This is a genomic window from Flavobacterium sp. MDT1-60 (assembly GCF_014844035.1).
Taxonomy (GTDB): domain Bacteria; phylum Bacteroidota; class Bacteroidia; order Flavobacteriales; family Flavobacteriaceae; genus Flavobacterium.
Map to the genome: position 1 here is coordinate 1,529,111 of NZ_CP062159.1, position 12,725 is coordinate 1,541,835.

The window sequence follows — 12,725 nt, forward strand, 5'->3', positions numbered from 1 at the left end:
TTAGGGGTTAAAAAATGGTATTCACATTGTTTGACTAAAGTACTTGAATATTGTTACATTATTTGTTCTGTTTTCATTCTTTTCATGTTTTTGATGTAAAAACTGGTTTTTCAATCAATAAAAAAACATTATCCAATATATAATTAAACTATATTAAATTGCTAATAACGAAAAAAACAGTAATTTGTACGCTTATGTTTTAAAGTATACTTAAATTTGCAATCCAATTTTTTAACAAATAATAAAAGAATATGTATCATTCAAAAATAGCGGGCTTAGGTTATTATGTTCCTTCTAATGTTGTGACCAACGATGATTTGTCTAAGTTAATTGATACCAATGACGAATGGATTCAGGAAAGAACCGGAATTCAGGAGCGCAGACATATCATTCGTGGAGAAGATACCACAACTTCAATGGGAGTGAAAGCTGCTAAAATTGCAATAGAACGTTCTGGCGTAGCAAAAGAAGATATTGATTTTGTAGTTTTTGCTACATTAAGCCCGGATTACTATTTTCCAGGCCCCGGAGTTTTAGTGCAACGCGATTTAGGACTAAGAACTGTTGGAGCATTGGATGTTAGAAACCAATGTTCTGGTTTTGTTTACGCAATTTCTGTGGCAGATCAATATATTAAAACCGGAATGTATAAAAATATTTTGGTGATTGGTTCTGAGGTACATTCAACCGGATTGGATATGACAACACGCGGACGTGGAGTGTCGGTAATTTTTGGAGATGGAGCAGGAGCAGCAGTTTTAAGTCGTGAAGAAGATTTGACAAAAGGAATTTTATCAACGCATTTGCATTCAGAAGGGCAACATGCTGAAGAGTTAGCTTTGCAGGCACCGGGAATGGGAGCACGTTGGGTAACTGATATCCTTGCTGATAACGACCCAAATGACGAAAGTTATTATCCTTATATGAATGGACAATTTGTATTTAAAAATGCAGTGGTTCGTTTTGCTGAGGTAATCAACGAAGGTTTAGAAGCAAACGGTTTGCAGGTTTCAGACATTGATATGTTGATTCCACATCAGGCGAATTTGAGAATCTCTCAATTCATTCAGAATAAATTCAAATTGACAGATGACCAGGTGCATAATAATATTCAGAAATACGGAAACACAACTGCAGCATCTATTCCAATTGCTTTGACAGAAGCTTGGGAACAAGGAAAAATAAAATCTGGAGATACAGTAGTTTTAGCTGCTTTCGGAAGTGGTTTCACTTGGGCGAGTGCTATTATTAAATGGTAATTTAATTCGATTGAAATAATATTTAAAACCTGCTCTGGAAAGAAGCAGGTTTTTTTATAATTTAGTGGTTTGTATTTTTTGAGAAAATATAATTTAATCAAAATGAAAAAAAATCAACTCGAAATAGCATGCTTCAATTATGAATCGGCAATAATCGCTCAGGAGAACGGAGCGGACCGAATCGAATTGTGCGATAATATGAATCTTGGCGGAACAACACCTAATCCAATCCTGGCGGTTAGGGTGCGCGAAAAATTATCCATAAAAATGCATGTAATTATAAGGCCTCGTGGTGGAAATTTTGTTTATACAGATGATGAGTTTGTCGAAATGAAACAAGACATCAAACAATTTAAAAAACTCGAAGTAGATGGTTTTGTGTTTGGAATTTTAAAGGAGAATGGAAATGTCAATAAAAGAAGAAATAAAGAGTTAGTCGATCTGGCTCATCCACTTTCGTGTACGTTTCATCGTGCTTTTGATGTGGTAAAAGATGTCAAAAAATCGCTCAAAGATATTATTGATTGCGGTTTTAATACTATCCTGACTTCCGGCCAGGGAATAAATGTTGAAGAAGGAATTTTTACTTTAGAGAAGATTCAGAAATGGTCAAAAGACAAAATCGAAATTATGCCCGGTGGAGGTTTGCGATCTTCGAATATTAAATTATTACAAGATAAACTGGAACCCACTTTTTATCATTCATCGGCGATTACAGATAATACAGAAACTGCAAATCCGGAAGAAATTAAAGAATTGCGAAATTTTTTATAATCCCTTTATAAAATAGAAAAGCCTGGAGTTGGCATACTCCAGGCTTTTCTTTTCTACAAGAACTATTAAAATCGACTAATAAAAGTGGGATTAAAACATTCCACCACCACCTTTGTTAGTGTTATCTTCTCTTTGTTTACGTTGTAAGCTTTTGATTTTTCCACCACCAAAGTTGTAGGTTAAACCAACATAAACCGTTTGGCTTTCCCATGTAAACTCACCCGTTTGAGGATAAGGATAAATTCCATCAAAAGAATATTTCATTGTATTGAACACGTCATTGAAACGTACACTGATGTTCATCTTGTTGTCTAACAATGTATAACGCGAACCAATGTCCATTTTGTACATTTCATTTCTTTTTTGTTGAACTTCATTAACTGGTCCTCTGAAAAAACCGAATAATAAAAAGCTTAAACGTTTTGTAGGTTTGAAGTTTGAGTTCATACGAGCATTAAATGCTGAAGTTGTAACACTACGTTGCAATGGTGAACTTGTACCTGTTGCAGGATTAAATTCAAAAACAACACCTTCCTGGTTTATGCTAGAAAAATCAATAGAAGGTTGGATATCCCACCATTTTGCAATTTTATAGTTAAGAGAAACATCAAAACCATAAGCGCTGTTGTGGTCAAAATTAGTGAAACTTAAAACTTGTTTGTAACCTGAAGGATCGTTTGGATCAGGGCTTAAAGTTCTGCTGATTTGGTCATTAATGCTTCTTACGAAAACGCCCGCTGTTATACTTCCTTTTTCAAGAGTTTTAGTGTAATTCATTTCGACAGAATTTGTAAACTGAGGTCTTAATTCAGGATTTCCGTATGATGTTACTAACGGAGTAGAAAACTCACGAATAGGTTTTGTCTGCTCTAAACTCGGGCGGTCGACACGACGGCTGTAGCTTAATTGCAATACATTTTTCTCATTTAAATTATACGTTAAATAAGCTGATGGATATAAAGTAATATAGTCATCATCGAATTTGTCCTGACCATGATTTAAATTCGCAGCAACTTTATAACTCTCAAAACGAGTTCCTACCTGGTAGCTGAATTTTTTGAATTTCTGACCAAAAGTTACATAAGCTGAATAGATATCAGTGTCATAAGTATAATTAGAAATCTGATCTTCTGTAGCAACTAAAGGATTACCAGTATTATAATTGTTATTTGATCTTGTTATTCTCGCCTCAGCACCAGCTTCAAGCGTTGTTTTGTCATTTAACGGATTTACGTAATCAACATTGATTGTGCTTAATTTTCTTTTATCACCAATAAAATCACTGTAAACGATATCATTCGTTGTATTGTCAGGTCTTGTTGTTTGCGTGTCGAAACTAGCATTTTGAGTTACTTTAGTATCACTATAGTTTCCTTCAAAATCTAAAGTATGTCCTTCTTTTTTGAAGATGTGTTTGTACGCTAAGTTGTAAGTTCCGGTTTTGCTTGGACCATGGTATCTTGAATTTTGATAGATATTCAAAATGTTTGGATCACCGTTTTTATAATCGATATCAGTTAATACAATTCCAGTTCCGGTTGATTTATTTTGGTTCGTATAAAAAGACAAAGTATTGTGATCGTTGATTAAATAATCCATACCAACTTTGTACAAGTAATTATCATTATCGTTCGAGATATCTAAATTTTGATTTACCTCCTGATCTAATCTAAAGATATGACCTTCGTTTTGATAAGTTCCGAAATTTTGTCCTACGTTTCCAAAGAAATTTACTTTTCCGGTTTTATAATTCAAATCTAATGATTGATTGTATTTTGCAGTTTCTCCAAAAGTAATACCACCACTATAGCTTCCGTTGAAACCAGTGTTGGCATTTTTGTGTAAAATAATGTTGATGATTCCGGACATTCCTTCCGGATTGTATTTCGCACTTGGATTTGTGATCAACTCAATTTTTTTGATAGAAGTCGATGGGATTTGTTTTAACAATTGCGCAGGATCAATATTTGATGGTCTTCCGTCAATTAATACACGTACATTGTCGTTTCCACGAAGTGAAAGTTTTCCGTCCTGATCTACGTTTACTGATGGAATGTTGCTCATAATGTCAGATGCAGACGCTCCGGCAGTTGTCAAATCTTTTCCGACAGTGATTACTTTTCGGTCAATTTTTTGTTCCATTGTCGAACGTTCAGCAACAATGTTTACACCTTTAAGCTGAGTAGCCTCTTCTTCAAGAGAAACATTTACAGTTGCAGTTTTTTTATTGTCGCTTAAAATTACAGAACCAATATATTTTCTAAATCCAATGTATTGAATTTCGATAGTATAACTTTTTAGAGCTAAATTTTTAATTGTAAAGTCCCCATTGTCATCTGTATTAATTCCCGAAACTACTTTTCCATTGTCTTTGATAGAAACTGTTGCGTAAGAAATTGGCGCGTTATTCGATTTTTCGGAGATTTTTCCCGACACTGTTCCCGTGTTTTGGGCCTGAGCTGTTGCGATTACTCCTAGTAATGCGAACAGAAAGAATTTTAATTTCATAATAGTACTAGTTGATTATTTTGATTTGATTGATGATGATTGTTTTTGTTTTCGTTAGATTTTTTTTGGCTTTAAATGAATTCAAAGTTCCTATTAAGACTCTTTTATTGTGGATATGTTACAGAAAAAAGTCAAAAAAATATCTTTTTTATTTTATGAGTACTGTTTTATAGGAGATTAGCGTTTTAATTTTTTGATAATTTTAACATTAAAAACCAAATGCTTTTTAAGAAATTCTAAGTGTTTTATTCAATTTTATATGTTTTTCATTTTCTGTAATTGATGAATAAGCAGTATCTTTGCTCTCTTTAAAATAAGTTTACATGTCATTATCACAAATTCTTACACCTTCTATACAAAAAGCAATACAAGTATTATTTGATGTTACTGTTGATAAAATCGAATTTCAAACCACCCGAAAAGAGTTTGAAGGCGATATTACAATGGTAATTTTTCCATTACTTAAAGTGATCAAAAGCAATCCGGCAGAACTTGGAAATAAAATTGGAAATTATTTAGTTGAAAATGTTTCTGAAGTGGCCCGCTTCAATGTGGTTTCAGGTTTCCTGAATATTGTAATTGCAGATAGTTATTATTTGAATTTCTTTAATGAAATAAAAGACAATACAAAGTATGGCTATGTAACGCCAAATCCGGAGGATAAAGCTATAATGGTTGAATATTCTTCGCCAAACACAAATAAGCCTTTACACTTAGGTCACGTTCGTAACAATTTGTTAGGATATTCTGTCGCCGAAATTATTAAGGCATCAGGTAAAAAAGTATACAAAACTCAGATCATCAACGATCGTGGAATCCATATTTGCAAATCGATGTTAGCATGGGAGAAATTCGGAAACGGAGAAACACCTGAAAGTTCGAATTTAAAAGGAGATAAATTAGTTGGTAAATATTATGTGGAGTTTGATAAAGCTTACAAAGCAGAAATTAACCAATTAATCGAAACCGGTAAAACCGAAGAAGAAGCAAAAAAACAAGCGCCTATTATTGTTGAAGCGCAAGATATGCTAAAGAAATGGGAAGCTGGTGACGATAAAGTAATCGAGCTTTGGGAAAAAATGAACGAATGGGTCTATGATGGTTTTGCTACTACTTATACTAATTTGGGAGTTAATTTTGATCGCTATTACTACGAAAGCAATACCTATTTATTAGGGAAAGATGTGGTTCAGGTTGGACTTGATAAAGGTGTTTTTGAAAAAGATCCTGATGGTTCAGTTTGGATTGATTTGACAGATGAAGGTCTGGATCGTAAAATCGTATTGCGTTCTGACGGAACTGCTGTTTATATGACTCAGGATATTGGAACTGCAATTCAGCGTGTAAAAGATATGCCAGATGTTGGCGGAATGGTTTATACAGTTGGAAACGAGCAGGATTATCACTTTAAAGTTCTATTCTTAATCCTGAAAAAATTAGGTTTTGACTGGGCTTCAAGTTTATATCATTTATCATACGGAATGGTTGATTTACCTTCAGGTAAAATGAAAAGCCGTGAAGGAACTGTTGTAGATGCTGATGATTTGATGCAGGACATGACTGATACAGCAAAACAAATTTCTGAAGATTTAGGAAAACTGGATAGTTATTCTGCGGAGGAAAAGGCAAAACTATACAAAACAATTGGTCTTGGAGCTTTGAAATATTACATCTTAAAAGTAGATCCAAAAAAACGTATTTTATTCAATCCGGAAGAATCTGTTGATTTTGCCGGAAATACAGGTCCGTTTATTCAATATACATATGCGAGAATTCAATCGATAATCCGTAAAGCCGATTTTGATTTTTCAGCAAAAACAAATACGGAAGAGCTTCACGAAAAAGAAAAAGAATTGGTAAAACAAATCGAACTTTTCCCTGAGGTAATTCAAAATGCCGCACAAAATCACAGTCCGGCTTTGATTGCTAATTATACTTATGATTTGGTAAAAGAATATAACTCCTTCTATCAATCCGTTCATATTTTAGGAGAAGTTGATTTAACTAAAAAGATTTTCAGAGTGCAGCTTTCACAAAAAGTTGCTGAAGTTATAAAGTCTGCTTTTACATTATTAGGAATTGAAGTTCCGGAGAGAATGTAAAAGAATAAGTTACGAATTCATTCAAATAACAACAATAAAAAAAGCCGATAATCATAAGACTATCGGCTTTTTTACAACTAACACAAACCATTTTTATTTTACGAACTTGTCGATAATTTTGTCTGTTTCTGCTTTTGAGGTGTCTGGTTTTAAATCAAACAAAAGAGAATACAATGCTTTTCTATCCACTTTAGCTTCTAAGTTTAAGTCTTGATGTCTTTCAAACAGCGTTTGCCATTTGTCACGAACGTTTTTCCACAGCGCATTATTTGCTACCCACCATTTTTGAGCTGCAGCACATTTACTGTCTGGCACTTTAGTGTAAACATCAAATCCTTTTTCCTGAGCCAACAATACGTCTTTTCCGCTGTCATCTCTAACTAATTTATCATTGTCTTGTTCATGATTCCACCCTGTAGCGGTAATTTCATGAATATTTCTTCTTTTCAAAACATTATAATCATTGCGTTTTGTTTGCTCTCTTCTTGGCAGAGGCGCATCAGCAACGTTAGTCCAGTAATCTTTTCCGTCAACATGTACCCAGGTTGATGATCCTTCGTATCTTGGACTATCATCTACCTGATATACTTTTTGAGTCCACTGTCCTTTAACAGCTTTCTTATCTAGTTTTTTGTACTTCCAGGATGTTCCCTTATCGAATGAGTATAAGTCTGTGTTTTCAAAAAGCCAATCTTGTCTCCAGTGTTTGATGATCATATCATCACTTACGATTAGTAAGTGCTGCATCACAATTTTGTTTGGTGTGTCTTCCAATAATTCAACCCATTCTAAAGCAGATTCATGTTTAGTCTCAGATGGTTTGTATGTAAGGGTATCTTTCGGATATTGAAAAGTTTCAGTAAAATTAAATTTCACTTCATAACAACCACACATTGATTTAATTGATTTGATGTCTTGTTGTTTTTTATCCTGGCTAAAACCAAGGCTACAAGTCAAAGCCATTATGGCCGAAAAATAGAGGCTTTTTGTAATCATAACTTATTATTTTGTTTTAATAATTTTTTTGCAAATATATAAATTTTATTTAGAATAAATAAAAATAGTTATATATTTGCAATCTTATTCAGATTTAATACAAATAATGAAAATTAAAATTACCCTCTTTATAGCAGTTCTTTTTTGCCAATTTTCTTTTAGTCAGAAGAAAGATACCACAGCTGTAAATAAACTTTCAGAGGTTGTTGTAACCGGACAATTCGAACCTCAATCAATAAAAAAATCAGTATTTAATGTCCGTGTTATTTCCAATCAGGATATTCAAAATTTAGCTGCAAATAATTTATCCGATGTTTTGAATCAATATTTAAATATTACAGTTACGCCAAGTGGAACAAGCGGACGATCTACCGTTTCCTTATTTGGTTTAGACGCTCAATATTTTAAAATTTTAGTCGACAATGTTCCTTTGATAAATGAAGCAGGTCTCGGTAATAATATAGACTTGTCACAAATTAATCTTAATGATGTTGATCATATTGAAATTGTTGAAGGTTCAATGGGAGTTAGCTACGGAGCCAATGCAGTAAGTGGTGTTTTAAATATCATTACGAAGAAAAATTCAAAATATAAGTGGGGAATTACAGCATCTGTTCAGGAAGAAACGGTTAATGATGAATATGCTCTTTTTGATGAAGGACGTCATATTCAGTCTTTCAGGGTTACTCATACATTCAATAATAATTGGTATGTCTCTACGGGGATTAATCGTAATGATTTTCAAGGTTATTTAGATGATAAAAACGGAGTTGATTATGCTGAAAATGATGGTACCCGTGGTTACAGATGGCTTCCAAAGCAACAATTAAATGGAACGGCGACAATAGCATATCAAAAAAATAGTTTTCGCTTCTTTTATAAATTTGAATTTTTAGATGAAGATGTAGATTATTACAACAGTACTGTACAGTCAGGTTACAATAGTACATTAGGTTCATACCGTTATAGTGAAGATAGCAGGTACTTTACAAACAGATATTTCCATAACTTAAATGCTACAGGAAAGTTATTTTCTCAATTAAATTATAATGTTTCGCTTTCACACCAAAAGCAGCAACGTGACGTAGAAGATTTTAGATATTATTTATTTACTAAAACAGAAGCGAATAATGTTACTGTAAAAGATCAGTCTATGGAAGTCCTTTATTCTACCGGAACTTTAAATAATTTCTTTTCAGACAAAACAATTGACCTTCAATTAGGATATGAATTTGTAAATAATCGTGGTTATTCATTAGTTCAGGAAGCAAATAATATTTTTAGTCCGGTTCGTAAAACACTTGAAAACTATGATTTCTTTGCTTCTTCGGAGATTATGGCAACTCATAAATTTTCTATAAGACCGGGGATAAGATTTTCTGCTCAGTCTCAGTTTGATAATCAATATGCTTCTTCTTTAGGGCTAAGATATTTGTTCGATAAAGGAATTGAGCTTCGCGGTTCTTACGGAAACTCTTTCAGAACACCAACCTTTGATGAATTATACTCGAAACAAATTTTTGACGGGCACTTTTTTACAGGAAATGAGAATCTGATTCCTGAAACAAGTACTTCATATGAAATGAGCCTTAAGAAAATGACTTTGTTTTCTTCAGGATTACAACTTTCAAACACATTTGCCGGAAGTTATTTAAATGTTGATGATCGAATCGGAATGGCATTAGTACGATTTAACCCCGATACAGGAAATCCGGAATATCAATATATCAATATTAGTAAATATAAAATGTGGAATTTCTCTACAATGAACCAATTGAGAAAAGATAATTTCACTTTTAATTTTGGAGCAGCATTGATTGGAATTTCACAGAAAGTTGAAAACCTTGTGTTTTCTTCAGATGATAGATTTCTTTATTCTTTTAATTTAAATGCAAGTTTATCGTATACGCTTCCAAAGTGGAAAACGATAATGTCAGCATACTATAAATACAATGGCAAAACACAGCAATTTATTGAGGGAACTTCCTCGTATGTTTTGTCTGAAGTCGCTCCAAGTAATTGGCTTGACGCTTCTATTCGTCAAAATTTCTTCAAAGATCATTTCGAAGTAACCTTTGGTGCCAGAAACATTCTTGATGTAACTAATGTAACTCAAACAGGAACGGGTAGTGCTGCTGGGCATGCCGGGCCAGGTGAAGTAATGCTCGCCTACGGACGTTCTTATTTTCTAAAATTAGCATATAACCTTAATCTTTAATATAAATACAGAATACAATGAAAAAGTTATTATTTTTATCAATCGTGTTACTATCATTAGCATCATGTTCAAGTGATGACGATACTAAAGTTGAAATCCCAACTGTGGGAGAAACTTTGAAGACTTCTGTTGGTGGGCCAAACCAACCAAATCAACTTTATCTTGATTTAAGTGCTGCAGAAACTAAATCAGTAAACAGGACTTCTTGGGATTTCGGATTCTCTTCAGGCTCAGATTTTAGAGTAATCATCAACGGTTCACTTAAAATGGCTGTTAAAAAATTGGCTACTTCTGATATTACTTTGTCACAGGTAATTGATGCAAATGTTTCGGTTGGAGCAGGTACAACTCTTTCTAACAATGGATTTGTTGATAACCCGACAGGGGTTTTAGCTGGTGCAGGAGCAGGGATCGGAACTGCAATTGCTGAAATTTCAGTTACAGATGCTGATAATAAAGTATACTTAGTAAATTTAGGATTAGCTGTTTCTACCACACAACCCGCTGTCGGTTCCGTGAGTGTTGATGGAGAAGCAAGAGGATGGAAAAAAGTGAGAATCTTAAGAAGTGGAAATGGATATAAAATTCAATATGCAGACTTAACTTCTGCAACTTTTACGGAGAAAACCATTTCAAAAGACTCAAATTTTAATTTTTCATTCTTTAGTTTGACTTCAGGAAATACTGTTTCAGTTGAGCCTGAAAAAACAAAATGGGATTTGAATTTCACAACCTTTACTAATTACTTAAATATGGGTCAAGGTGAAGTTACTTATGGTTATGCTGATTTTATTACTACAAACTCAAAAGGAGGAACGCAAGTATACCAAGTATTAACTTCTGCTAAAACTTATGAGGCTTTTGTAAAAGCAGATGTAGTTGAGGCAAACTTTACTGTTTCTGCAACTGATCAAAGAATAATTGGAGCTAACTGGAGAAATGGTGGAGGACCAACTTCATTGCCAAGTATTAGAACTGATCGTTTTTATGTTGTTAAAGATGCTGCTGGAAATTACTACAAAGTTAAATTCCTTACTATGACAAATGACGCCGGTGTAAGAGGAAATACTACTTTGGAGTATGCTATCTTAAACTAAAAATATATCAAAATAGCATTAAAAAATTACAGGGATATTTCAAACTCTGAAAGAATCCGAATTAAAAATTAGTTAATCATTAGCTTTGTTTTTTTTATTTTTTTTGAGAGAGGTTAGTTTTTATCTAACCTCTTTTTTTGTTTTTTATTTTAATGTTAAATAGGGTTATAAATTAATGTTTAACCCTATATTTGTGCCTGTTTTTTTAATGAACAATTACCAGGAAATTTTAATATTTTTCAGTCGAAGCCATTCTTCAAATTATAAATAATAAGTGAATACAAAGTCCTATTTTTTTCAGTCTTTCGCAATTGTCGCACTGGCATTCATCGCCTTTATTGGATTCAAACAAGTTTTACCGGATAAAATCTTTTCGGATAGTAAAATAGATTCTAAAAATGTATTAATTGATAGTATGCTTTTAGAGTCGGTTGCGAATGACTCCTTGTCTTTGGAAAGTGATAGTATTGCTGAAGCTGAACAACAAGAAGCGCAGCAAGAAATTGTTTTTGAAAATACCGAAGGAATCGAATTTCCATCAGAAACGTTTGAAAACTATAAAGGATATCAATATTTGGTCTCGTTTTATGAAAAGCTATATCAATTAGAAAAAAATCCACAATCTAAAGTCCGTATCGCGTATTATGGCGATTCTATGACGGATGGCGATTTAATTGTTCAGGACGTAAGAACAAATTATCAGGAACGTTTTGGCGGAAATGGAGTTGGGTTTGTATCCATTACTTCAGAATCTGCTGCTTCGAGAGGTTCGGTAAAATCAGTTTATTCTAAAAACTGGAAAACGCAATCGTATTTAAATGTAAAGAGACCAATAAGCCCTTTTGGGGTAAACGGTCACGTATTTTTTGCAAATGATAAAGTCAATGCAACCTGGGTTCAATATGAAGTAGGAACCAATAAATATTCGACGACTTTAGATAATCCAGTATTGTTTTATGGAAAATCAACGAAAAGAGGAAATGTGAACTTTATCATAGGTAAAGATACACTTCGAAAAAATCTTGTTCCAAATAATTTAGTTAACAGCTTAAAAGTGGTTTCTGGAAGTATAAAAGCATTCAAAGCTAATTTTGTCCATGCCGATTCTATTCCTATTTACGGTTTCAATTTTGATAATGGAAGTGGTGTACATGTTGATAATTTTTCGCAGAGAGGAAACTCAGGATTGCCAATTTCGATGTTTGATGCCGATGTAATGAGGGCGTTCAATAACAGTCTAAAATATGATTTGGTTGTGTTGCATTACGGAACTAACGTCTTGAATTATGGTACCAAAAATTACCATTGGTACGAAAAAGGAATGAAAAAAGCCGTGAATAAAATAAAAGAGTCTTTTCCGGGAGTTTCTATTCTGATTGTTTCGACTGCTGATAAAGCAACCAAATATGATTTGGAAATGAAAACGGATTCGGCTGTTGTTCCTTTAATGAAAGCACAAAAAAGATATGCTTTAGAATCAGAATCCGGATTTGTGAATTTGTATACTTTAATGGGCGGAGATGGGTCTATGGTAAAATGGGTTGATGAAACTCCGGCAAGAGCCAATAAAGATTACACCCATTTTAATCAGCGTGGTGCAAAAGCAATCGGCAGATTATTATACGATCAGTTGAATAAAGGTTACGAAGAATATAAAATCTTACGAGAGAAACGTGATGCAACTTCTCGCCAGCAAAGGGCAGCGCGAAAAACAAACACAGATTCTGTTTCTGTAAAAAAAGATAGTCTAAATGAATAAACTTATTATTTT

Annotated in this window: 8 protein-coding genes; 6 read left to right on the plus strand and 2 right to left on the minus strand. The window is 33.4% G+C overall.

What is annotated here, in order from left to right:
- Nucleotides 1-251 precede the first annotated feature (251 nt).
- Nucleotides 252-1,259 carry a 3-oxoacyl-ACP synthase III family protein gene (locus tag IHE43_RS06445; RefSeq protein ID WP_192187183.1) on the plus strand — a complete coding sequence of 336 codons (1,008 nt, stop codon included), beginning with the start codon at nt 252-254 and terminating at the stop codon, nt 1,257-1,259.
- 102 nt (nt 1,260-1,361) lie between these two features.
- The gene (locus IHE43_RS06450) at nt 1,362-2,033 is read left to right on the plus strand and encodes a copper homeostasis protein CutC (protein WP_192187184.1); all 672 of its coding nucleotides are present in this window, start codon (nt 1,362-1,364) and stop codon (nt 2,031-2,033) included.
- 90 nt (nt 2,034-2,123) lie between these two features.
- On the opposite strand, the gene IHE43_RS06455 is transcribed toward IHE43_RS06450, so the two are convergent.
- On the minus strand, nt 2,124-4,541 hold the full coding sequence (locus tag IHE43_RS06455; RefSeq protein WP_192187185.1) for a TonB-dependent receptor domain-containing protein: 2,418 nt from the start codon (nt 4,539-4,541) through the stop codon (nt 2,124-2,126).
- Between the two features lie 323 nt (nt 4,542-4,864).
- Here IHE43_RS06455 and argS point away from each other — a divergent pair, with 323 nt between their 5' ends.
- On the plus strand, nt 4,865-6,643 hold the full coding sequence (gene argS, locus IHE43_RS06460; protein ID WP_192187186.1) for an arginine--tRNA ligase: 1,779 nt from the start codon (nt 4,865-4,867) through the stop codon (nt 6,641-6,643).
- A gap of 93 nt (nt 6,644-6,736) precedes the next feature.
- Here argS and IHE43_RS06465 read toward each other — a convergent pair whose 3' ends face one another.
- Nucleotides 6,737-7,639, minus strand: a complete 903-nt coding sequence (locus IHE43_RS06465; RefSeq protein WP_192187187.1) for a DUF6607 family protein — start codon at nt 7,637-7,639, stop codon at nt 6,737-6,739.
- A gap of 106 nt (nt 7,640-7,745) precedes the next feature.
- Here IHE43_RS06465 and IHE43_RS06470 point away from each other — a divergent pair, with 106 nt between their 5' ends.
- The 3 genes from IHE43_RS06470 to IHE43_RS06480 all read left to right on the plus strand — a co-directional run bounded on the left by IHE43_RS06470 (nt 7,746) and on the right by IHE43_RS06480 (nt 12,713).
- Nucleotides 7,746-9,857 (plus strand): TonB-dependent siderophore receptor, encoded by a 2,112-nt coding sequence (locus IHE43_RS06470; RefSeq protein ID WP_192187188.1) that lies wholly within the window; start codon nt 7,746-7,748, stop codon nt 9,855-9,857.
- 17 nt (nt 9,858-9,874) lie between these two features.
- Nucleotides 9,875-10,954: an HmuY family protein gene (locus tag IHE43_RS06475; RefSeq protein WP_192187189.1), complete on the plus strand. Its 1,080-nt coding sequence runs from the start codon at nt 9,875-9,877 to the stop codon at nt 10,952-10,954.
- Nucleotides 10,955-11,228: 274 nt separating this feature from the next.
- Entirely contained in the window at nt 11,229-12,713 is a 1,485-nt protein-coding gene (locus tag IHE43_RS06480; protein WP_192187190.1) for an SGNH/GDSL hydrolase family protein, read from the plus strand.
- Nucleotides 12,714-12,725 lie beyond the last annotated feature (12 nt).